Source organism: Pseudoalteromonas sp. AS71 (assembly GCF_038900275.1).
Lineage (GTDB): Bacteria > Pseudomonadota > Gammaproteobacteria > Enterobacterales > Alteromonadaceae > Pseudoalteromonas.
In genome coordinates this window covers 1-23,636 of sequence record NZ_JBBMQZ010000004.1, presented here as the reverse complement: position 1 = coordinate 23,636, position 23,636 = coordinate 1, and the positions used below count along the sequence as shown (strand labels likewise).

The 23,636-nt window shown below is 38.0% G+C and carries 22 protein-coding genes and 1 pseudogene; 10 read left to right on the top strand and 13 right to left on the bottom strand.

Annotated features, from left to right (window positions below; translation table 11 throughout):
- The first annotated feature begins 21 nt into the window (after positions 1 to 21).
- Both WNY98_RS03980 and astB read left to right on the top strand, forming a co-directional pair.
- The gene (locus tag WNY98_RS03980; RefSeq protein WP_342877191.1) at positions 22 to 1,128 is read left to right on the top strand and encodes an L-dopachrome tautomerase-related protein; all 1,107 of its coding nucleotides are present in this window, start codon (positions 22 to 24) and stop codon (positions 1,126 to 1,128) included.
- A gap of 634 nt (positions 1,129 to 1,762) precedes the next feature.
- On the top strand, positions 1,763 to 3,109 hold the full coding sequence (astB, locus tag WNY98_RS03975; protein WP_342877190.1) for an N-succinylarginine dihydrolase: 1,347 nt from the start codon (positions 1,763 to 1,765) through the stop codon (positions 3,107 to 3,109).
- An 87-nt stretch (positions 3,110 to 3,196) separates the two neighbouring features.
- Here astB and WNY98_RS03970 read toward each other — a convergent pair whose 3' ends face one another.
- Positions 3,197 to 4,051 (bottom strand): mechanosensitive ion channel domain-containing protein, encoded by an 855-nt coding sequence (locus WNY98_RS03970; protein WP_342877189.1) that lies wholly within the window; start codon positions 4,049 to 4,051, stop codon positions 3,197 to 3,199.
- Between the two features lie 275 nt (positions 4,052 to 4,326).
- Between WNY98_RS03970 and WNY98_RS03965 the strand changes: the two genes are divergently transcribed.
- A complete protein-coding gene (locus WNY98_RS03965; protein ID WP_342877188.1) occupies positions 4,327 to 5,007 on the top strand; it encodes an SDR family oxidoreductase in 681 nt (226 codons plus the stop codon).
- Positions 5,008 to 5,055: 48 nt separating this feature from the next.
- Entirely contained in the window at positions 5,056 to 5,736 is a 681-nt protein-coding gene (locus WNY98_RS03960; protein WP_024597443.1) for an SDR family oxidoreductase, read from the top strand.
- Between the two features lie 131 nt (positions 5,737 to 5,867).
- Here the strand turns inward: WNY98_RS03960 and WNY98_RS03955 are convergent, their stop codons facing one another.
- From WNY98_RS03955 to WNY98_RS03930, 6 genes are all read right to left on the bottom strand, one after another.
- On the bottom strand, positions 5,868 to 6,206 hold the full coding sequence (locus WNY98_RS03955) for a hypothetical protein (RefSeq protein WP_007586232.1): 339 nt from the start codon (positions 6,204 to 6,206) through the stop codon (positions 5,868 to 5,870).
- A gap of 206 nt (positions 6,207 to 6,412) precedes the next feature.
- The gene (locus WNY98_RS03950; RefSeq protein ID WP_145990803.1) at positions 6,413 to 6,733 is read right to left on the bottom strand and encodes a hypothetical protein; all 321 of its coding nucleotides are present in this window, start codon (positions 6,731 to 6,733) and stop codon (positions 6,413 to 6,415) included.
- Positions 6,734 to 6,835: 102 nt separating this feature from the next.
- Positions 6,836 to 7,261 carry a hypothetical protein gene (locus WNY98_RS03945; RefSeq protein ID WP_076926134.1) on the bottom strand — a complete coding sequence of 142 codons (426 nt, stop codon included), beginning with the start codon at positions 7,259 to 7,261 and terminating at the stop codon, positions 6,836 to 6,838.
- 869 nt (positions 7,262 to 8,130) lie between these two features.
- Positions 8,131 to 8,580: a hypothetical protein gene (locus tag WNY98_RS03940; protein WP_342877187.1), complete on the bottom strand. Its 450-nt coding sequence runs from the start codon at positions 8,578 to 8,580 to the stop codon at positions 8,131 to 8,133.
- 104 nt (positions 8,581 to 8,684) lie between these two features.
- Entirely contained in the window at positions 8,685 to 9,032 is a 348-nt protein-coding gene (locus tag WNY98_RS03935; protein WP_342877186.1) for a hypothetical protein, read from the bottom strand.
- 112 nt (positions 9,033 to 9,144) lie between these two features.
- A complete protein-coding gene (locus WNY98_RS03930) occupies positions 9,145 to 9,573 on the bottom strand; it encodes a hypothetical protein (protein ID WP_342877185.1) in 429 nt (142 codons plus the stop codon).
- 401 nt (positions 9,574 to 9,974) lie between these two features.
- Here WNY98_RS03930 and WNY98_RS03925 point away from each other — a divergent pair, with 401 nt between their 5' ends.
- Positions 9,975 to 11,288, top strand: a complete 1,314-nt coding sequence (locus WNY98_RS03925) for a M20/M25/M40 family metallo-hydrolase (protein WP_342877184.1) — start codon at positions 9,975 to 9,977, stop codon at positions 11,286 to 11,288.
- Between the two features lie 6 nt (positions 11,289 to 11,294).
- On the opposite strand, the gene WNY98_RS03920 is transcribed toward WNY98_RS03925, so the two are convergent.
- The gene (locus WNY98_RS03920; RefSeq protein ID WP_342877183.1) at positions 11,295 to 12,188 is read right to left on the bottom strand and encodes a LysR family transcriptional regulator ArgP; all 894 of its coding nucleotides are present in this window, start codon (positions 12,186 to 12,188) and stop codon (positions 11,295 to 11,297) included.
- 95 nt (positions 12,189 to 12,283) lie between these two features.
- Between WNY98_RS03920 and WNY98_RS03915 the strand changes: the two genes are divergently transcribed.
- Positions 12,284 to 12,886, top strand: coding sequence for a LysE family transporter (locus tag WNY98_RS03915; RefSeq protein ID WP_342877182.1), 603 nt, complete (start codon positions 12,284 to 12,286; stop codon positions 12,884 to 12,886).
- An 87-nt stretch (positions 12,887 to 12,973) separates the two neighbouring features.
- Here the strand turns inward: WNY98_RS03915 and WNY98_RS03910 are convergent, their stop codons facing one another.
- The 3 genes from WNY98_RS03910 to WNY98_RS03900 form a co-directional block, all read right to left on the bottom strand.
- Complete coding sequence (locus WNY98_RS03910; RefSeq protein WP_076924360.1) at positions 12,974 to 13,771, bottom strand: response regulator; 798 nt, start codon at positions 13,769 to 13,771, stop codon at positions 12,974 to 12,976.
- Between the two features lie 141 nt (positions 13,772 to 13,912).
- A complete protein-coding gene (locus WNY98_RS03905; RefSeq protein ID WP_342877181.1) occupies positions 13,913 to 14,629 on the bottom strand; it encodes a Sir2 family NAD-dependent protein deacetylase in 717 nt (238 codons plus the stop codon).
- A complete protein-coding gene (locus WNY98_RS03900) occupies positions 14,626 to 15,642 on the bottom strand; it encodes a galactose oxidase (protein WP_342877180.1) in 1,017 nt (338 codons plus the stop codon). The genes WNY98_RS03905 and WNY98_RS03900 overlap by 4 nt, the downstream gene beginning before the upstream one ends.
- A 274-nt stretch (positions 15,643 to 15,916) precedes the next feature.
- On the opposite strand from WNY98_RS03900, the pseudogene WNY98_RS03895 reads away from it, so the two are divergent.
- Positions 15,917 to 16,036 (top strand): annotated as a pseudogene (locus tag WNY98_RS03895) (LysR family transcriptional regulator); the annotation flags it as partial.
- A gap of 49 nt (positions 16,037 to 16,085) precedes the next feature.
- Here the strand turns inward: WNY98_RS03895 and WNY98_RS03890 are convergent.
- Entirely contained in the window at positions 16,086 to 16,964 is an 879-nt protein-coding gene (locus tag WNY98_RS03890) for a sensor domain-containing diguanylate cyclase (protein WP_342877179.1), read from the bottom strand.
- A gap of 474 nt (positions 16,965 to 17,438) precedes the next feature.
- On the opposite strand from WNY98_RS03890, the gene WNY98_RS03885 reads away from it, so the two are divergent.
- The 3 genes from WNY98_RS03885 (at position 17,439) to WNY98_RS03875 (ending at position 22,061) form a co-directional block, all read left to right on the top strand.
- Complete coding sequence (locus tag WNY98_RS03885) at positions 17,439 to 19,499, top strand: TonB-dependent receptor (protein WP_342877178.1); 2,061 nt, start codon at positions 17,439 to 17,441, stop codon at positions 19,497 to 19,499.
- Positions 19,500 to 19,582: 83 nt separating this feature from the next.
- On the top strand, positions 19,583 to 20,038 hold the full coding sequence (locus WNY98_RS03880) for a YfiR family protein (RefSeq protein ID WP_342877177.1): 456 nt from the start codon (positions 19,583 to 19,585) through the stop codon (positions 20,036 to 20,038).
- 4 nt (positions 20,039 to 20,042) lie between these two features.
- The gene (locus tag WNY98_RS03875; RefSeq protein WP_170071185.1) at positions 20,043 to 22,061 is read left to right on the top strand and encodes an EAL domain-containing protein; all 2,019 of its coding nucleotides are present in this window, start codon (positions 20,043 to 20,045) and stop codon (positions 22,059 to 22,061) included.
- Positions 22,062 to 22,153: 92 nt separating this feature from the next.
- Here the strand turns inward: WNY98_RS03875 and WNY98_RS03870 are convergent, their stop codons facing one another.
- Entirely contained in the window at positions 22,154 to 22,789 is a 636-nt protein-coding gene (locus tag WNY98_RS03870; protein WP_024598455.1) for an isoprenylcysteine carboxylmethyltransferase family protein, read from the bottom strand.
- Positions 22,790 to 23,636 lie beyond the last annotated feature (847 nt).

Genomic DNA, 23,636 nt, shown 5'->3' with positions numbered 1-23,636 from the left:
GTGTTTTAAAAGGTTTTAAAAATGACTCATATTAAAAAATTACTATTAGCAGCGGCGTGTAGCACGGCACTTTTAGGCAGCAACGCTGTAACTGCTAACACCGCTGGCCAAAATGCTGATTTAAAAACAGTAGCCACATTTGATGCGCAGCACCCACCGGGCAACATTGCTATTACCCCATCGGGCAGAAAGTTTTTATCTGTGCATGGCTTTTTTGGCCAAAAGCAAAAAATTATGGAACTTTTAAGCGATGGTACAACTAAGCCCTACCCTAATGAAGAATGGGCATACGCGTACAAAAACGGTAAAGGTTTTTACGACGTACTTGGTATAAACGTATCAAGCGATGGCGTTTTATGGATGCTTGATACTTCAGGGCCCGATCACGCTGGGCGCTTAGTAGGCTGGGATACAAACAAAGAGCAACTGCACAAAATTATTTATCTGGCTAAACCGACCATTACCGACACCTCGTTTTTAAACGATTTAGTCATCGATAATAAGCATGGCGTTGTATACATTGCCGACACAGCACAAGGCAGCCAAGCCGCTATTATTACGGTAAACCTTAAAACAGGTGTAGCACGCAGAGTGTTACAAAATAGCCATTACACCACAGCCGAAAATATCGATATGGTTATTGATGGGCGCACAATGAGCCTTGGCGGCCAACCTGCCCGTTTAGGTGTTAATCCTATTACGCTTGACCCTAACGAAGACTGGCTTTACTTTGGCTCAATGTCGGGCACTTCGGTTTACCGCATTGCCACCAGCGATATAAATAACGAGAGCCTTTTGGCTAAAGCGCTTGAAGACAAAGTTACGCGTTACGGCACTAAGCCAATTTCAGACGGTATTATTGTTGATGGCGGCGGTAACGTATATGTAACCGACATAACCAATGGCGCAATTGGCGTAGTTAAACCCACTGGCGACTACGAAGTATTATTTAAAGACGAACGTTTGAGCTGGCCTGATGGCTTTAGTTACGGAGCCGATCATAAAATATACTTTACCGTTGACGATTTACATAATTCTCCGGTGCTTAATAATGGCAAAAATCAAAGCCACGGCAAGTTTAAAGTAATGTCGTTCGAGCCTTTAGTAAAAGGAAAAGTAGGCCGTTAATTTACTTTTTAAGTGACTACATTTTTAAAAAGCCTTGCACATTTAAGTGACCCAATAGTTGCAGGGCTTTTTGCTAAAAACACACCACACTGGTGCATCTTTTAGTAATACTTCACCTCTTTGGTGCTAATCCTTAAGTATGTATTTACACTTAAATACTAAATACCTGATTTTTATTCATAAAATATTCAAGTTAATGTTGGCATACTTCTTCCTATAAACTGATGTGTTCAGTGAAAATACTAAGGAAAAACCATGTTCAATTTATACCATACCCTTTATCTTTTATGGCGTTTAGACATTAGCGTTTGGCAAGTTAATGATCCAACAAATACCCATACAACCGCTGATAAAGAACGCGCCTATGTTAAGTAACATCGTATTGTGTAAAGGCTTGGCATAATGCTTAAATGTATAAACCTACTTTAGGCTAAGCTTTTACACACTATGAAATTTATATGTACATTTTAGTTAAACTTCAAATTAATCGTTCAATATCAAAACAACTCCCTTGTAATAAATTCCCCATTTAAAAACATCAAAAATTAGTAAAAACACTGCGTTTATAACTTTGCAAGCAACCCTATTGCGTTGTATTGTTGCACCCTATTGAAAATTTTTAGTTGGAACGTGTATGAACGCTTTGGAAGTTAATTTTGATGGCTTAGTGGGTCCTACTCACAACTACGCTGGTTTATCGTATGGTAATGTTGCTTCGTTAAATAACGCAGCAAGCTTTTCAAATCCTCAAGAGGCAGTACTTCAAGGCCTTGAAAAAATGAAAGCCATGCATGACAAAGGCCTAACTCAAGGTGTATTTGCCCCTCATGCGCGCCCCGACTTAAACGTACTGCGCCGCTTAGGCTTTAACGGTAACGATGCACAAGTAATTCATAAAGCGTTTAAAGCTGACCCTATTTTATTACGCGCATGTTATTCAGCGTCAGCAATGTGGACAGCCAATGCTGCTACGGTATCGCCATCTCCTGATACAACCGACGGCAAAGTACATTTTACTTCAGCTAATTTAAATAATAAGTTTCATCGTTCATTAGAGCCTGCAACCACTACGCGCTTATTAAAGGCTATGTTTAATAACGACAAATACTTTGCGCACCATACCCATTTGCCAGACCAAGGCTTTTTTGGCGACGAAGGTGCAGCAAACCATACTCGTTTTTGTGACAGCCACGGCGAACAAGGCCTTGAAATGTTTGTATTTGGTGCCAGCGCGTTTAACAGCCAATTACCAAAACCCGCTAAGTTTCCTGCAAGGCAAACACTCGAAGCCTCAGAAGCAATTTGTCGTTTACATAACTTAAAAGATTCAAGCCAAATTTTACTACAGCAAAACCCAGACGTAATAGACCAAGGTGTGTTTCATAATGATGTAATTGCAGTAGGTAACGCCAATGTATTACTGTGCCACCAGCAAGCATTTTTAAACCAAGCTCTGGCACTGCAAGATATTCGCGAAGCGTATGTAGGCAATAAAGAATTTTACATTATTGAAGTACCTACCGACAAAGTAAGTATTACCGATGCTGTAAGTAGTTACTTATTTAATAGCCAGTTAGTGAGCCTTGAAGATGGTTCAATGCTGTTAGTGGCACCACAAGAGTGTAAACGCAACAGCGCGGTTAACGCCTACATTGAAGAAATGATTATGGCTGATAACCCAGTAAACCAAGTGCAGTTTTTTGACCTGCGCCAAAGTATGCAAAATGGCGGAGGCCCTGCGTGCTTGCGTTTACGTGTAGCCCTTAACGAGCAAGAACTTGCTGCGGTAAACCCTGAGGTTATTTTAACTGATACTAAATACACACAACTGTGTGACTGGGCAAAACGTAACTACCGCGACAAATTAGGCGCAAGTGACTTTGCAGACTCAGCCCTGCTCACTGAAAGCTACCAAGCACTTGATGAGCTAACGCAGCTACTTAATTTAGGCTCAGTGTACGACTTTCAATTAGAGCGTTAATACCTCAGTCAACACAAAGGCAAATACAAAAATAGCGAGCAAAGGCTCGCTATTTTTATTCGTGTTTATGTTTATGTTAATACATATTTAAGCATCTTTGTTAACAGTTATTGCCGACGCCATCGACTCGGATATATGCAGCGTACGCTGCGGAAACGGAATACTCAGCCCAGCGCCTTCAATTGCTTCTTTAACACGTTTATTTAAATCCCACACGGTTTGCCAATAATCACCATTAATAGCCCACGCACGTAATTGAATGTTTACTGCGCTTTCACCTATTGAAGTCACCATTACTTTAGGAGCAGGCTCTGCGAGCAATCGGCTCTCTGATGCGGCTAATTCTTTAAGTACATTTAAGCCAACATCAATAGAGTCGGCATACGAAATACCCACCACTATATCCATTCGTCTTTTGCCATTACGAGTAAAGTTTTTAATATTGCCCCCCCACACTTTGCCGTTAGGCGATGCTATATAAAGGCCGTCGGTGGTTTTAAAAATAGTGGTAAATAGGTTTATTTCACTCACAGTACCAAGCGTGCCACTGGCATCAACAAAGTCGCCTATTTTAAAAGGTCTGAGTATTAGCAGCATAATACCCGCAGCAATATTACTCAGCGTATTTTTAAGGGCTAAACCAATCGCTAAACCTGCAGCGCCCATTAGCGCAATTAAGCTTGCCGTATTAACGCCAAAAATATCTAAAATAAATAGCCCGCCAATTATATAAATTAAATAACCAGCAATACTCGATAAAAGAGGAAGCAGCGTACTATCCACTTTTTTTAATGGCGATTTAGAGTTTTTAATCGCTTTTTTAACTGAGCGTGCAATTAAGGCACTCGCAATTAAAATCACCAACGCTAAAATCACTTTGTACCCTAAAGTGATGATTGTTTCTGAATGGCTTTGCCAAAACGCTAAAAGTTTATCTTTCATGTTTGTTCCGATAAATGTGGCTGAAACTCAGCAAAATAATGGTTAAATCTAATAAAAACCGACTTCAAAAGAAGTGGCGCGAGTATATAGAATAAAAAATTTAAACCTATCTTTTTTAATCACTTATTTCAACTTTAAAAATACCGTTAAAACTATGGTTCTTGATACGTAAAGCCCGCCTATTTACGGCTAATTTATAGCGCCTATTCAATATAGGTTAATCGTTTATTGGTATGGTTATTTTAAGCTTTCAATGTTCACAAAAGAGGTTATCTATGGGAAAAGAGAAAATAGTACTCATAACCGGCGCTTCAAGTGGTATTGGCGAAGCAACCGCAAAAATGCTGGTTAACAATGGTCATAAAGTAATACTTACCGCTAGACGCGAAGATAAATTAACTGAATTAGTAGAGTCGTTGGGCTCAGATAACGCCATTAGCGTAGCCGCAGATGCAACAGACTTTACCGCGCTTGAAAACGTAGTTGCTAAAGGCATTGAAAAATTTGGTCGTTTAGATGTTGCCTTTGCTAATGCAGGTAAAGGGCTAGACACTTTAGGGGTTGAAGAAGGCGACCCCGATGAGTGGTCCACCATGATCGACATAAACATTAAAGCCCTACTGTGGACTGCAAAACTAACGCTTGCGCATTTACGCCAAAGCAAAGGACACTTTATTATTACTAGCTCAGCAACTGGTCGCAGAGCTGTTAAAGGCTCTATATACGGTGCAAGCAAATGGTTTACTTACGGTTTTTCTCAAAACCTAGCACAAGAAATTAGTGAATGGGATGGGCGTTGTACAACCATCACCCCTGGCGCTGTAAATACCCCTTTTACTGATGAAGCAAGACCTGACAAGTTATACCCGCAAGATGTTGCCGATGCTGTGTTATTTGCCATTGAGGCAAATCAGCGAAATAGCATCAGAGAAATACATTTAAGACCGACTCATTAGTAAAACTATTCTCATAATTTTGAATATGTAAACATAGGAGAAATAATCATGGCGAAAGAAAAAATAGTCCTCATTACAGGTGCTTCAAGCGGTATTGGCGAAGCAACCGCAAAAACGCTGGTTAACAATGGCCACAAAGTCATTTTAACCGCCAGAAGCGAAGACAAATTAACTAAATTAGTTGAGTCATTAGGCTCAAATAACGCACTGAGCGTAGCTGCAGATGCCACAGACTTTACCGCACTTGAAAACGTAGTAACAAAAGGCATTGAAAAGTTTGGCCGATTGGATGTAGCCTTTGCTAACGCAGGCATGGGTGTTTCAACCGCTGGCACCGAAAAAGGCGATCCGGATGAGTGGTCAACCATGATCGACATAAACATTAAAGCGCTGCTATGGACTGCAAAACTAACCCTGCCGCATTTACGCCAAAATAAAGGTCACTTTATATTAACCAGCTCTGCCGCTGGCCGTAAGCCAATTGGCGGCTCTATTTACGGTGCAACTAAATGGTTTGCTTATGGCTTTGGACAAAACTTAGCTGAGGAAATGAGTGAGTGGAATGGCCGCTGTACCACCATAGCCCCAGGCATGGTAAATACCCCGTTTTTTGATGAGGCAAAACCCGATAAACTCGACCCACAAGATGTAGCCGACGCTGTACTGTTTGCTATTGAAGCAAACCAGCGCAACAGCGTACGTGAGATTTATTTAATGCCGACTAATTAACGTTGATTGGTTGAGTTTGAGCTGTCAGGTTTAATGCTAATGGTATTAAACCTGATGGTTATTAGTACTTAGTTTGGGTTAGGTGTTAGTAGGTAAGAATGAATTAAAGGTATTACGCATTTAAAGTCTTATTAATTGCCAATGCTGCCCTTAAACCATATGTAAGCAAAATATAAGACAACGGCAATATATCCAAAAGAAATAATTAGGTTTACTTTCCAAAGGTTTAGCCAAAAATTGCCTCTGAAATAAGTGCGTTCTCTTACTTCATGGTTGAACAATGCTACTGAAGAGGGCACTAATATTAACGCAGACCAACCAAGTATAGGTAACACCATAAACATAATGCCTATGCCTGTACCTCCTGCTGAAGCGTCGGATGCTTCACCATCAATTGGGGCTAGCATCACGTAGCCTAAAATAAACCCAACAATCGCAAGTATAAAACCTAAAAGCTGAAATGTTCTCATTATTATCCTTGGCAACTAACGAGACTGTAAAATAACTCCAACAGCCAAATTCAATTAAAAAATGATCTCCTTTAATTAACCCTAAGCGTTTTTAAAGCATTACAAGATTTAGATTGGGTGTCACTGTAATTCACGCTGGAGCAAAACTAACTGTTTTTTGTCCTTATTGGATCGTCTTGTTATGTGGCAGTGTACTGTAAATTTTATTAAGCTTTAAAAGCTATAAATACACCAACAACACAAATAAGTTGAATGAAGTACACCGCTTGTAATACTTTCCCATTTTTAGCCGCTACAACAAAACCTGTAGAGTCAGAAGTTTTAGGCTTATAGGTAATAAAAAACAATAAATTTTTAAAACCACCAAAAGGGTTTATCCAAGAATTTTTACTTGGGTTCTCTATTTCTGAGTCTGAATGTTTTTGCATGTTATCAATGCAACTATTTTCCAAATAATTAAACAGAAATGAGCTTACGAATATCCATACCCAGATTATCAACCCTATAATTAGTTCAAATTGACTCAATGCTGACTCCATGCCACATAACGCTTAATATAACTGGAAAATACGAGCGCTTTACAGCGAGTAGTTTCCCAGTTGATGTTTTTGTTATACGCACATATTACGCTAATGTTTGGGAACATAGGTTTTACCCCACTTATTAGCCGCTGCCAAAGCAAAACCAAAATAGACAATACTAAAAACACCATTGAAAAATTCAAAATTTACTTCGTTGTTTACAGATTCAAAAGCGGCACTAAAAAGAGATATGAAAAATCCAAGTACAGCACTAAACCAAATGAATCTAATTATCACACCATAAACTTTCTCACTCAAAATCCCACTGTGTTCCTGAAAGCTCAGGAAAAAACTGGTTATTTTATGACAAATATAAACCATCAATAACGTTAGCGGCGGTACTAAAATAGCTTCTACAACTTCATGAAATATTAGGCCAATTAACATAGCTAACGAACACCACACTAAAGGAATTTTAAAACCCAATATCTCAGTGTAATTTAAGTATTTTGGTTTAACAGCTTCGTTATTCAACTACATGTCCTTTGTGCGTATAACGCCCATTTAAGAGGCAAAATATAGTTGGCTAAAATAGGTGAACGGAGTGAACAAAAGCCAACTATATTTTGTCCTGCTTGAAATTCTTTTTATGTTTCAGTTACTCAGGGCTTAATATACATTTTTATACTTAGAAACCCAAGTTTCCAGCCTTCGATAAAGCCAACTTTTGGGGTGATTTGATGGTTTACTACAAAGCCAGTTAGAACTAAAAAAGAAATAAAAACTATTCCATAGACCAACTCGAATGTATCTCCATTTACGATAGTTTCAGGTAGCAACGCCATTAAAGCAAAACTTGCTAGAAGGAATAAAACGACGTTAATAATACTAAAGAATATATATTTAAATATAAAACCAAACATATTTATTTGCACCTTCCATGATTGAAACATAACGCCTCACTAAGAGGCAAATAATAGTTGGTTAAAATAAGCGACGAAGGAGCAAAAACCAACTGTTATTTGTCCTTTTGAGTGACTTGTTATATGTGCTTACCACCGTACTAATTTAAAAGTTTTCCACTGCTAGCCAAGCTAAAACAAAAACTAATAGAATAATTGGAGAGGCTCGCAATAACAGAGCAAAACTATATACGTTTTCTTTGAACTCATGAGAATCATTATCTTTGTTCACATACACAGTTGATGGAGCATCGCACTTTATGCAATACATTGAAGAATCAACATTATCAGTTTTGCAGTTTAGACAATTCCACATCTGGAGCTCAGTACATATAACTTCCCGCATAACGGGCAATTATATGTAGGCTAAAATACCAAGCGAAGCGCAGGGGGCCTACATATATTTGTCCCACGCGAGCGAAGCGAGTGTTTATGCGCTTGTTAGCTTTCATACTGCTTCAAAAAAGCCAACATCTCCATTTTTATCTCCACAGGATTTCCGTAAATACCATCATTGGCAATATCTAGCGAGTCCCAAAAACTCATCATTTGATTTTCGGCTTGTTCATCTGGTATGAAGATGTTTGGTTCAAAAGCCATCTCATAAATTTTCTGTGATACTTTCTCGTAGGTAGTAGTGTTGTTTTCTAATGCTTTTACGAATATCGAAAAGGCCTTTTTTGCGACTAATTTCGAGTCAGTTGATAATCCAAATTCTTGGAGCGCTAACACGGCATCATTAGTATTTTTTGAAACCGATACATCAAATAATCGGATATCAGGTTCATCGGCTTTTAAGATCAATGAATCCGCCCACTCTGTGACGTTATTTATTTTTAAAGCCCCACATTCTAAGGCTAATATCATTGCATTAATTTCGACGATGTTCATTTGAAAGCTAACGCCTCACTCAGAGGCTAAAAATTGATGGCTAAAATAGCGAGGCACGAGCAATAGCCAGCTGTTTTTAGTCCTTTGCAGTGACTTGTTAGTGTTCATTTTAAGAGAAGCCCAACTACATCAATGTATGTTTTTAGAGCAGGTAAAATTAAAAATATCACTGTAAAAATTACAGCCCATTTTTTACTAAACCACCACTTTTTAAGATCCTGAAAATGGTCTGGGAGAGCTTCAAGTTTATCTTTCTCAGAAACTATACTCGAATTAATTTGTAATGATATGTCTGTATCATATTTAACAAGCTTCAGAGTACGTAGCTTATTTATTGATACTTCAGAATAGCAATCGAGGGCTTCTAAATCAGAAGTCATCATGCTGTTCCCTTTATTAATAAAGTGTTCTGCTAAATACTTTAAAAGAACTTTATCATCTTCCGTGTACACCGAACTCTCCTGAACACTAACGCCCACAATAAGGGGCTGATTAATAGTTTGCTAAAATGTGAAGCGGAGCGAAACCGAGCAAACTGTTAGCAGTCCCGTTTTATTTGCCTTGTTAGGGTTTTACCAACTCCGCCCATTTATTTTGTAAAAAAGTACGAGATTGAATAACTGATAGCATATAAGGCTTAAACTCACCTTTGGGCAACTTAAAAATTGCACTATAGACTGCGATTTCATTTGCCTCAATACCTTCTGATTTTGCCCAAGCTTGAACAGCAGGATCTGGATCTAAAGTTATATCTGCTTTATCGAGTGCTTTAAGATAAATGAAATACTCATTTTCTGATTCAATTTTCGTAGGGTCACGTTTAATCGAAAACTCAATGACATGTAGATCAGGGTTTTCATTATAAAGTTGTGACACATTGATTTTAACAACTTTAAGATATTCAGGTTCCGCAGCCCAGAATTCATTAATGTCATTGGCAAATGATGAAAATGAAAATAAGGAAAGAATAAAAATAATAGATTTGATTTGCACCAGTTTCTCCGTAAACCCTAACAATTTAGTCTACGACATTTGTCGTTTTACAAACCGACAAATGTCTTTATATTACAATGATTTTATCCTAGCTATAAAATAAACAACTGTAAACAGTTAGTTAGATTCGCCTTACCTTTTCTAAATGCAGCAAAACCCCAAAATGGTGGAGATCAGTAATATCAGACAAATTACTGTTTAGTTATGCAGCTTGATTATTAATTAAAAGATTATATTTTAAGTACCTGTGTTTAAACTAATAACACGTTCACCCTTTAACCCTTAAACTTGTAACTCGTTATTGCTTATAAAATTAGTTAAAAATCACAATCACCTTCTATTGAATACTGTGTATTTTTACTTCATATTAAATACTCTTATTTCTCACTTATTATGCTGTTATGTCATTTTTAAAATTTAGCTATGCACTTATTCTCACACTTGCTAGTACCTTACCGCTTACAAGCCATGCGGCGCTTGATAAAAACGAGCGTGAAATAGTAAAACAGGTCGATAAAAACATTCCCCAAGCACTTAAAGAAATAGAGCAAGCCGTAAATATTAATAGCGGTTCGCTTAATATTGAAGGTGTAAAAAAAGTAGGTGCGCTGACAAGCGAGCAGCTTAAAGCCATAGGTTTTAAAGTAGAATGGCTTGATGGCAGTGCGTTTAACCGCGCAGGGCATGTACTGGCAACGCATGAAAGTAAAAACCCCGATGCAATAAAAATACTGATGATCGGCCATCTAGATACGGTATTTGCCAAAAACGATAACTTTACTACCTACAAACAGCTTGATGCCGATACGGCCAGTGGCCCAGGTGTAGCCGATATGAAAGGCGGTAACACGGTAATAATTACTGCACTTAAAAGCTTACAAGCCCTTAATTTACTCGAAAATGTAAGCATAAAAGTGTTACTAACCGGCGATGAAGAAAGCAGCGGTCGCCCGCTTAGCTTATCTAAACAAGCTATTGTTGATGCGGCAATTTGGGCTGACGTAGCGCTTGGTTATGAAAATGGCGATAACAATATAAAAACAGCTATGGCGGCGCGCCGTGGTTATACCGGCTGGACGCTAAACGTAACGGCAAATGCAGCGCATTCGTCACAAATATTTAGCGAAAGCGTTGGTTATGGCGCTATTTACGAAGCATCACGCATTTTAAATGATTTTAGAGAGCAACTTGCCACGCAACCTAATTTAACATTTAACCCGGGGCTTATTGTGGGCGGTACAAATGCCGATTACGACAGTGCTAATTCGTCAGCAACGGCGTTTGGTAAAAGTAATGTAATAGCTCAAACCGTGCATGTAGCAGGTGATTTACGCGCACTTTCACCAAAACAATTAGAAAACGCAAAAAGATCAATGCAACTTATTGCTAGCAACAGTCTAAATGGCAGTAAAGCAGAGCTTATTTTTGAAGACGGTTACCCGCCAATGGCATTAACTGATGGTAATAAAAAGCTATTAGAATTATATAGCGACGCAAGCCACGATTTAGGCTTCAACAAAGTAGTAGCCGCCAACCCTCGCAATGCAGGTGCGGCAGATATTTCGTTTGCGGCAAACCATGTTGATATGGCACTTGATGGTTTGGGCTTAATGGGTAGCGGTGCGCACACTAAAAACGAAACGGCCGATTTAACCAGCCTTGATAAAAACATTAAAAAAACCGCATTACTTATTTATAGATTAGGGCAGTTATAAACACCTTTAAATTGGTTCTAATCGGTTAGCCGCAACTTGCGTTGCAAACTTACGCAGTGCTTTAAGTTGCGGGCTTTCACTTTGCCAATAATGCCAGTACAAGGGCGTATCAATATAATACTCTGGAAATAAGTCAACTAACTCCCCTTTTTGCAAGGAATCGCCAAGCTGCAAAGTCGGCAATAAACCATAGCCTAGGCCTGCTATCATGGCTTGTTTAAATCCCTCTGATGAAGGATATATATGCATATACTCTGGCGTTGAGCCGTTAATATCGGCTAAAAACTGGTGCTGTAGCTTGTCGTATTCACTAAAAACTAAACAGGGCAGCTGCGCCAATTGCGAAAGCGAAGTGAGATTATGCTGTTTAATAAAGTCAGGACTCGCAATTGCCTTGTAGCGTATAGCGCCTAATGGGCTTGCTAACCCGCCATTTACAGGCTCAGGAGATGAGCTGATACACACCATTACCTCGCCATCTTTCATTCTTTTATGAGCGATGGATTGATCTTCTGAGATCACTTCAAATCTAAATTTACAATCAGATTCTGTATCTAGTATGGCAAGGGCTTCTGGCAACCATGTAGCTAGTGAGTCAGCATTGGCAGCCAACTTTACACTAAGAGGTGTATTTAAGCTGGAGTGTTCGTTAAGTGCATCTACGTTTAAAGCAACTTCTAACTGCAGCACTTGTTGTAAATGATTAAGTAAACGCTTGCCAAGAGCAGTCGGACGCGGTGGCTGCGTTCTAATAATTACAGGCTCTCCAAGTTTGGCTTCGAGTTGATGAATTCGCCGACTTACTGCCGATTGCGTAATAAATAGTTTTTTAGAGGCTTTTTCAAACCCGCCTTCACTAATAACCGCCGACAGTGCATTGAGTAGTTGATAATCAATCATGAGTTTTACGCATATAACCCTAAATATATTCATTGGATTTGTAACAGAATACCCCCTACCCTGCAAGGCATTGAATAATTGAGTGGATTTAAAGTATGTCGTTTTTATCGGGTGTGATTCTGGGACTAAGTTTAATTATTGCTATTGGCGCGCAAAACATCTGGATTTTAAGCCAATGTATGGCTGGCGCTAATCGGTTTGTTTTAGCCTCGGTATGCATTATTTGCGACGCGACTCTTATTTTAATAGGTGTATTTGCAGCAAATGAATTACAGCAATTATTACCGGGCTTACTACCTTGGTTAACGTGGGGCGGTATTGCGATGCTCTTGTACTTAGCGTATGGATCTGCAATGCGAGCAGTTAAAGGGACTTCGGGTTTAAAGGTAAGCCAAGTAGAAAAAGTAAGCTGGTGGAGTACTGCTCTTTCGGCCTTTGCAATTAGTTTGTTAAATCCACATGTGTATTTAGATACCGTGTTATTACTTGGCAATATTGGCGCTTTACAACCAGACCCAATGCATTTTGCACTTGGCGCTTGTGTTGGCTCAATAATTTGGTTTAGCAGCTTAGTACTTTTTGCACCTAAACTTAAAAGCATATTAAGTTCACCATTTAGATGGCGAGTATTTGATACCGCAATTGCAGTTATATTATGTTTTGTGGCGTTTAGCCTTTATAACGTACCTAGCCAATAAAATAAAAGCAGCGACTTTTAACAAGCGCTGCTTTTATTATATTCACTTAGGCTAATGTGTTTTAACGTTAGCCTTTGGGTTAATAATTTAAGACATTATTTTAAACAGTAAATCTTTTACGGTTGCTGGCTCAAACGGTTTATCACAAATTGCATCTACCCCTGCTTGGGCTATATTTGCTAAATGTGTTTCGTTGGCTTCTGAGCTCACCATTAAAATAGGAATATGCGAGTAGCTATTTGAGCTTCTAACGGTTTCGGTTAGTTCTCGCCCGTCCATTTCTGGCATGTTGTAGTCGGTTACTATTAAGTCGAATGATTGGTTGTTTAAGTGCTCAATAGCTTCTTTACCATTTTCGGCTTCTACTGGGGCAGGTATTCCCATACCCGCAAGTACACGAATAATGTGTTTACGCGCAAAGCGGCTGTCATCTACAACCAGCACTCTTAGCAATGTTACATCAAAATGTTCAAGGTCTACTTCTTCTTCACTAATTATATCTAGCGTGGCTTTAAGAGCGCGTGTAATAGCGGTTGCACTAAAAGGCTTTGGTAAAATGGCTAATACACCCGATTGACGTAGTTGCTCTAAATACTTTTTATTTCGCTCGCTTGATACGAGCATAAACGGTTGATGTTCGGTGCTTGGGTTTGATCTGATTTTTTGCAATAAGGTGTCGGCTGTTCCATCGGCCAAATACATTGCGCTTATGACTAAATCTGGTTGATATTTAATAAGAAGTGCTAATGTTTGCTCTTGTGTGGTTGCCGTTTCTACTTGTTTAACGCCACTATCTAATAACGATTTTATAATTATTTTTTGTTGAACGTCCGAAGGTTCTACTAATAATATTGATAAATTGGCTATTGCGGTTAAATCACTCATTTATGTCTCTTATATATTATTATGTTTTTAAAGGAGATTACTTTCATTATAGAACAACATGTATAACTGGAGAGATAAAAACTTTGCAGAATTGTAAATAACATTAAATATTGCACGTTAAATGCTCATAAAATGCTTACTTTAATTGTTTTGAATGTATTCCAGTGCCGTCATTTTTTTATAGCTCACATTGGGGTGTAAAATATGAGCTGGCTCGGGGTCTACAACTTCAATGGGAATATTGTAATCGCGGGCTATTTCAATCGCCATTTGCGTAATGTTAACGCTAAACGAGGTACCTATAAATACGATTTTATCGGCGTTGCTCATACGCTTTTGCGCTTCGCTAATTCTATAAAGCTCGGTGTAGTACTCATCAAACAATAAAACAAAGGGTTTAAAAGAGTAATTAAGCTCAGGTGCTTGGTTTTGAATATTAAACACATCAAATAAAGAGTTGTGCAAGCAGCTTTCATCGACCTTTTCCCACGGAGCGGTAAAAGGGGTTACGTCATCGCCTTGATGGTGAAATAAGGTCATTTGATCAAGCCTGCCATGAATAGCAATGTAGTTTTTATTACCTGCTTTGCCATCAAGCCCATCTATGTTTTGAGTAATTAGATTTTTGTTACTCAGCCAATGATGCACGTCATTTGGGCCGTGGTTGCGATACGTTGCAAAGCGATGGTAATACCATGCTAAAAACTCTTTAGGGGCATTTTGATACATTGCGCGTGTTGCCATTTCCAAAGGCGTATAATTTTTACTGCCTATGGTCCAATAACCGTCCTCACCTCTAAAAGTGGGAATGCCACTGGCTGCACTTACTCCTGCGCCGGTAATGTAAAGGGTGTTCATTTTTCAGCCTTATAACTGAGTACGTTAGCACTTACTTGCTGGTTATTATCAATGCCGCCAACTCGGTATAAAACACCTTTGTGCTCTAGTAGGCCACGGTGATCCATACTTTTTACTTTAGCCGGTGATAAAACCTGCCATTCGTTTTTATCCACACTAAAACGCCAAACATGATCACTTGCTGGTGCAGGTTTACCGTCGTAACCTATTGCGCTGTAGTTATATGGGTTATTAGAGCCTGCCATCATATAAATATTGCCATTATAGCTGCTAGCTGCCATTCGATAGTGAGCGGTGCCAGTTGGATGAGGCAACGTACGCCAATCTATTTTTTGTGGATTAGTTGAATCTATTGTGCCTTTTAAGCACTGTGCTACACCTGCAAACGAGCGACGCGAATCAGGGTTAGCTTGTGTTTTAACGCCATCACAAATAACAATGGTATTCCCACTAATTGCAGCTGCCTGACCAAACACGGGTTCACCTAAAAATGGCGAGGCTTGTTGCCATGTATTATTTTGCGTGTCGTATACTTGCACTAAGTTTACGTTGCCATCGTTATGCCAACCGCTAATTAGATAAATGTAACGCGCTTTGTAGCTCAGCGCTACGCTATCGTCTACGGGTACTGGCATGCTCGCAAGATGAGTGTAAGTATCTTTTATTACGTCGTACTTATAAACGTCTGGGCTAGAAACTTCAGTATGATCCTCTGCTACCGTATAGCCGCCAAATACATAGACGTACTCGCCTAAACCGACTGCGGTGCTAGCTAAGCGCCCTTTTAATGGCAAGCTTGAAGGCACACCAGTTTTGGGTTGCCACTGTGAATCGCCAACTTTAAGCGCCCACACTTTGTTATGCACTGACGAGTGAAGCTTATCGCTGCCTAATCCCATAAAGCTTAAAAAATAGGTTTGGTTTTGTACTATAACTTTAGCAACAGCATTATTCGCAACTGGCTCAGGTAAAGCGGGAAGGCTTGCTAACGCAAGAGAAAAAAGAAGACTCATAAGGCCAGTAATTTAATAAGAATTAATACGCTCAGATTAAATTATTTTAGCCTTATGAGCCAGTATTGTTATATCTAAATAATCAAACGTTTTTGAGTAGTAATCATGTTAGTAGGCAATACTAATATGCTGATTTACGTACACTGCTTTTTGCGCTTCATCAACCATTGCTGTTGCGTAATCAGTGACCGAAACTTTGCTCTCGCCTGCGTCATTAGTAAAATATGTATTGCTGCCAACACGGTAATCGCCTGCATTATCATCTGGACATAATTTGTGGACAGTTTATTTATCACGTAATTATCAGCAAACGGCAGTGCGTGCTTTCATCGACTTTTTAGCGCAGCACTGGCAAACCGATATTAAAAATATGGCGGCAAGTAAGGTATTATAGTTAAGGGCGTTTTGACTATTGTTTAATATAAGGTGGTAGTTCAGCTTAGTTATTGAGGTAAGTAGGTTACGTTATCTAACCCTCGTTGTTTATTTTTATACATCGCTTGGTCGGCATATTTTATAAGTTCGTGATCTGTCTGGCCGTGCTCTGGGTAGTTTGCAATGCCAATACTGGGGGAAATATTTAGTAGTACGTCACCTAACTTAAAGACGTCCTTAAACTCAGTGAGGACTTTATTTTTGATTCTGACAGTTTCGTGGCCAGAACTTAAATTATCTAAAATAATCAAAAATTCATCTCCGCCTAAACGCCCTACTGTATCGTAGTGTCTAACCGATGCTGAGAGCCTTTTTGCAATGGCGCATAAAAGCTTATCGCCAGTTTCGTGTCCGTGGGTGTCGTTTACTGCTTTAAAGCCATTTATGTCTATAAACAGTAAAGAAAAAAATGTGTTGTTTGTAGTTGCACTAATAATTACCTTTTCTAACTGGTCCATCAATAAAGATCGATTAGGCAGACCTGTTAATACATCGTGCCGTGCCATGTAATGTAGTTGTTCTTCCATTACTTTACGCTCGGTTATGTCGTGCGCTACAGCAATTCTTACTTGATGTTGCTCTGACCAGCGAACAGACCATAATATATGGACTACTTGACCATCTTTTCTCATCCAGCGGTTTTCGAAGCGAGGGTTTACCGTTTCGCCAGACAATAGCGAAGTTACGGCATTATGGGTTTTATGATGATCGCCGGCATAAACATAGTTAATCATTTTTTTGCCAACAACTTCATCGGCTGTATAACCAAAAATTTGCTCAAATGCAGCACTTACAAAAACAAATGTGCCTTGTTTATCTACCACACACACGGCATCAAGCATTAAATCGAGTACTTCTTCTACATTAATCAATTCATTTTTCATCATACTCTGGTGCCTTTAAAGCAAAACCAAGCGAATTTAAGTATTCTATATACCTTTAATAAAAGCAAAGGTAATTGAAACTACACTAATAATTAATACAAAGTTAGATTAATCGTGCACGTATAATTAATATCGCCCTGCAAAAGCATGATATGCAAAGTTAAATAATCAATAACCGCAAAATACTTTGAAGTCCTTCAAAAATAGCCTAAATTTTAAATTGTAAATAACCATATAGCTCTCAGTAACTTCTATTTTTTTACTCTTTAATAAATGTACTTGTATAAAATGTATCTACTGTATTTTTTATTGTTTTATTGGCCGTAGTTAAATTTTTAACTACTACAACATTAGTTATTTTGATTTAATCGCATTTATACTTTTACGCTGTTAATGTATGTTAATATTGTGTGATATCACATGTATTACAAAAACAGTCATTGTTTTTGATTTTTTGATTGCGCAGGAGACTTTCGGGTGAAAATATCACAACGTTTATTTTGGCCATTACTTTTTGTGTGCCCTCTTGTAACGGCTGAGCCGTTTGAAGATGAAGACCTCGATCTTGATGCCTTAATGGGTATGGATGTGCAAGTAACTTCCGCGATGAAAAGAGCACAGTCAGCTTTCGATACAGCCTCATCAATTTATGTGCTTAGCAAAGAGCAAATAACAAAGTCTGGAGCAACCTCAGTTCCCGAAGCCCTTAAAATGGTACCTGGTTTAATTGTACGTCAGCTTGATAACAATCAATGGGCTATTTCTTCAAGAGGTATTGCTTCTCGTTTTTCAAGCAAACTGTTAGTAATGATTGACGGGCAAAGTTTATATACACCTAAATTTGCCGCAGTCTATTGGGAAACGCTAAATGTTCCTTTATACGATATTGAACGCATTGAAGTAATACGCGGGCAAGGCGGACTACTTTGGGGTAGTAATGCAAATAATGGCGTTATTAATATTATCACTAAAAATAGTATTGATACTCGCGGTGGATACGCAAATATAACCACAGGTAACCAAATAAATGCTGATGCAAACCTTCGCTATGGTGGTGATATAAGTAACAAAGGAAGTTACCGAGTTTACGGCCACTTAAAAGATGCCAATGAGTCAAAAAAAGGAATTTCACTCACTCCAAACGATACTTCCAAACAACACTCTTTAGGTTTTAGGGCTGACTTTACCCCTAGTGATGAGTGGTCAGCACTACTTCAAGGCGATATAACTCACTCAAAACTTGGCCAAAACTATCGAGGCGTTATAGATGAAACCAACGCAAACATTGCATTTTCGGATGATTTAAAACGAACAGACTCTCGCGTTATGGCTCGCTTAGAAAATCGAATCTCGCCTGATGCCAATCAAATGTTACAAGTCTCTTGGCTTAAACAAAACGGTTCTCAAAAATATATAAAGGAAGATTTTGAATCTATTGATATAGATTATCAAATGAACTTTATTTATCAGTCCCTACAATTAGATTGGGGGTTGAGTTATCGATACAATAGTATTTCTTTTGAAAAAAGCGTGTTTTTAGACAGCGATAAAGACCTTGATAGCTTACAGCAATATGGCGGGCTTATTCAGGCTCAATATAACTTCATTCCAAATACACTAGACTTTATAATTGGCACTAAATTCGATCATAATGATTTAACTGGATGGGAAAACCAACCATCTGCAAGACTCGTGTATAAACCAATTGAAAACCATTTAGTATGGAGCGCTCTATCAAGAAGTGTACGAACACCCACCCTTATCGAGTTTAATGATAACTTTACAGTAAACGGTACTAAAGTTATCGAAGCGTTAGGCTCAAGCACTGGCGTAACAGCAATTGACGAGTATCGTATTGCTACATTTTTAAATGGTAACGATGACGTTAAATCAGAAAATTATACATCCTACGAATTAGGTTACCGATTTACAGATGAAAAATGGTCAGTGGACTTCTCGACTTTTCATACTGATGCTAAGCACGTTGCAGTCATTAATTTAAATACGCACGCAGATCAGTTTTTGCCCGCTCTCGCTTTTTTTCAAGCTGGGCAATTTCAGCAAGCGGCCTTAGCACTCACAACAACACAAATTGATTTAGATTTAGTATCTGTAGGGGCAACAACGACTAATGGCCTTGATGCTGTTATTTCATGGCACCCTTTAAATACACTAAGTACAGAACTTGGTTACAGCTACACAAGGATTGATTACGACTTACCAGTAGGCACAACCCCCTCCATTGGGTTTGATTCAACGAATAGGCAGCTATTTGCTAAAGCCAATTACACACCACTTAAGAACCATAATATATTTGCGACATTGCGCGTAGAAAATTCAGATGCTTACAATACCGATAGCTACACAACTCTAGATCTTACTTGGAACTATCAAATCAATCCAAAGTGGTCAACGGCGCTTTCAGGTAAAAATTTATTTGCAGGTTCTCATATAGAATATGGAAATACTCGCGAAACTTACACAATACCTAACTATATTGATGAATGTATTACCTTTACTATTAAAGCGACATTTTAAGTTAATAAATGCTGAAATTTAAACGATCATTTCATAGCCTTATAATACTTTTTGTACTTTCACTTAGTACGAACAGTTATGCTATGGAAAAAGAATATATGTTAAAAGCAGGCTTTTTATATAACTTCGCTAGATTTGGGCAATGGCATACTTCGTTAAGTGAACAAAAAGCATTTATTTTATGTAGCCCAGACCAAAACTTCATTGATATAGCAAACGTTGCTTTGAAAAACAGAACAATTCAGGACTTACCACTTCGTAGTAAATTTATTTCATTCGAGGAATTAGCTAGTACAAAATGCAACATGCTATTCATTACATCCGATACTGTAGAGGCTTGGAACATTGCAAAACCTTTAATGCAAAATAATATAATGGTAGTAGGTGAAACCGATGTATTTATTCAAAACGGTGGTCATATCCGATTTTTTCTATCGAGTGGAAAAATTCGCTTCGAAATTGCGCCAAAGCAACTTAAAGATGCAGGCATTACTATTAGTTCAAAAGTACTACGCCTTGCCCGCGTTGTAGATAGATAATGCAATGAAGAAATTATTTGCACTAAATACAATAAGCAAAAAATTGTTATTCATCCTAATGAGCGTGGCACTTGTTTCTACTGCAACTGTTACTCTTGTATTCAGTGCTTATGAAATTACAAGTGCCAAAGAAGACCAAATAGAAAGCTTAGATTCTCTCTCAAAGATGCTCTCCCCAAATATAACAACAGCACTTATGTTTGATGATATAGAAGCTATTCAGGAGCTTATTAATCCAATACTGATTCGATCTGATGTTATTAGCGTAGCTGTAAATAATAAGGCTGGAAAACAATTAGCAATAGCTAAATCAGAAGCAATGGAAGTTGAACATAGTATTGAAGTAAATACCCCTCTAACGCTCGACACTAACCATTATGGAGACCTACAAATACGTGCAAATGACAGCTATATTAGAGATAGAATTACTTTTTATATTAAGTTTATTTTAATTTTAATGGCTTTTACGTTTGCAGTAAGTTTACTTTTGTCTTTATTACTCAGGCGCCGATTTTTAAATCCAATACTGTATTTAGCGCAAACGGCTAATAAAATAACAACATCACATGATTACAGCTTACGTGCCAAGCTATTATCTCAAGATGAAGTGGGTCAACTTACTTCTTGTTTTAACGATATGCTGCACAATATTGAGCAAAGGGAAAATTCGTTAGAAAATCAAGTAAGGCTTCGCACTAACGAACTTGAAAATGCAAATTCTCAGCTGCAACAGTATGCTTACCAAGACGGGTTAACCGATTTACCAAATAGACGGTATTTTTACGAGAAACTACAAAGCTTAGTAAGTGTTGAAGGAATGAAATTCGCCCTTATATTTATCGATTTAGATGGTTTTAAAGAGGTAAACGATAGCCTTGGCCATGACTACGGCGATTTACTATTACACCAAGTAGGAACCAGACTTCAAAGCTGTATAACAAGTAAAGATACAGTAGCTCGTTTAGGCGGAGACGAATTTACGTTGATTTTAGAGGGCGTAAGTAGTTCAGATGAGGCATCAAAAATTGCCGAAGTTGTAAAAAACAGCTTAATGCAAAGTATAAAAATAAAAAAAGAAACAGTGTATGTTACAGCAAGTATAGGTTTAACGTTTTTCCCAGCTGATGGCTTAACAGTAGAAGAGCTCGTTAAACGTGCTGATCAAGCAATGTACTTGTCTAAGAATAAAGGGCGTAATCGCTATGAGTTCTTTTCTTATGCCATTGAAGAAAAAGCTACAGAAAAGCGTCGTTTAATAGAAGAGATACGTATTGCAATCATTCAAAATCAATTTGAATTATATTACCAACCTATTTTTTCAATTGATGGAAAATCAGTACCAAAAGCTGAAGCCCTTATACGTTGGAATCACCCTACGCGGGGTCTAATAGGACCAAATGAGTTTATACCTGTAGCAGAAAAAAATGGATTAATAAACGGAATAGGGCAATGGGTTAAATCTCAAGCAATTCAAGATACCGTCCAATTTAATATTTTGAGTGAGAAAACGATTCAAATAAGTGTGAACACATCACCTCTTGAAATTGATCGTGCTGGTTGCTGGGTGGATGATTGGATTACCGCAAGCAAAAAATACCAACTTCCCGCAAATACTATTTTAATTGAAGTTACAGAAAATACATTAATGGACCCAGACTCGTCAATACAACAACAGTTAAAACGCTTAAGTACAATTAATATAGACATAGCCATTGACGACTTTGGTGTTGGATACTCTTCGCTTGCATATTTACAGCGCTTAGACATAGATATATTAAAAATAGATCGTTCATTCATTAAAGATATTGAATCAAATGATAATAGTATTGCTCTAGTTAAAGCTATTATTACCATGGCGCACAACCTAGATGTTATGGTTGTTGCTGAAGGCGTTGAGACACAAAAACAATACAACCTATTAAAGCATCTTGCTTGTGATTATATTCAGGGCTACTTCTTTTCAAAGGCTATTTCTAAAAAAGAGTTTATGGGAAAATACATAGAACAAAAAGAAGTGATCTAATTTTTGTCTATCGTGTGAACCTTTTACAATTCAACATAGAAAACCCCATAACTCTTAATTTACATTCAATATACTTATAGCCTTACCTCAAGCTATAACCAGCGAGGGACAAGTAATTTATACTCTTTATATTGTGTAGAAAAACGATGGGTCAAATGAGCTTCCTCAACTAAAGTTTGTCTATATATAGCAATTAAACCAACCACTAAGCAGATCAAACTAAATATACTAGGTAAGGCTAAAAAGAAACCTACTTGTGCTGCTACGATACCTAAATACATCGGATTTCTAGAATATTCATATAACCCAGAGGTTTTAAGCTCATGCGGTCCTTTAGGATCAATTCCTGATCGCCAAAGCTCAGACATATGGAAATGTACAAACATCGTCAAAATAAAACCCGCACTTAATAAAATATCGCCAAACAATACTCCTGGCCAGCCATTAAATATCGAAAACAGACCCAAATAACTATCTAACTCAGGTACAAACACTCTCACTACACATACAAACCAAATAGCAGCTCTGAAAAACTTAAAAACCATATGGTTCCACCAACTAGAACAAAACTTATCTCCTGGATAAACAACGCCAGATGGTGTGTTTCTATTTTTATAAATAATTCTAAATGTATAAAACCCCGCAACAAAAGTATAAAAAATAGCTAAGTAAATACGTGTAAATTCAACTAGCGAAGTAGAGTCATCTAAAAATGTTTCATAGTGCATTTAGTTACAGCTCACAATCATTATTGGTGATAATTTTAAAACAACTAACTCAAAACATTTTAGTTATATAGTCATGAAATTATATTAGTATTCATTGCCTTCATAAACAAGTTAAGTCAGTAGTTTGTTAATGGCTAGTCATTAACTCATACCATTAATTTAAAAATAACTTTAATTTATGAGGATCTCATACTTTTTATGTAATACCAATCTGCTTATATATTTTATATCGATATTATTCACTCATATTTTCCTTTCTATAGACGCAAAAAAGCCCAAATTGTTAGATACAGACTTTCTACAATGTGAAGTCGGTGCGCTACGCAATAGAAGCTATTATACACAACGGTAAAGGACAACAGTGAAATGCTACATACTTATCGGCGTGCAGAGATATTGAGTGATTAAACATAATTTTAGCGTCAAGAGTCACTACGCCCGCCCGACCTACGTGATGGGTGTTGCTGTGAGTGTGTGTTAATTGCGCGTTTTCACTTTTCTGCAGACGTAAAAAAACCAAAATCGTTAGACTCGGGCTTTCTACAATGTGAAGTCGGTGCCCTACACAGTAGAATGTCGGAGTGCCCACAGCGGTAAAAAGTCACTGTGAAATGCTACATACTTATCGGCGTGCAGAGATATTGAGGGCTTTTGGTGTGATTCTAGCGTCGGAAGTCGCTTCGCTCGCCCTACGTGATGGATGTTGATGTGAGTGTTAACTGCGCGCATTTTACTTTTCTGCAGACGTAAAAAAGCCCGACTCTTTCGAATCGGGCTTTCTACAATTTGAAGCCTGGTAATGTCCTACTTTCACATAGCAAATGCTACACTATCATCGGCGCTGTTT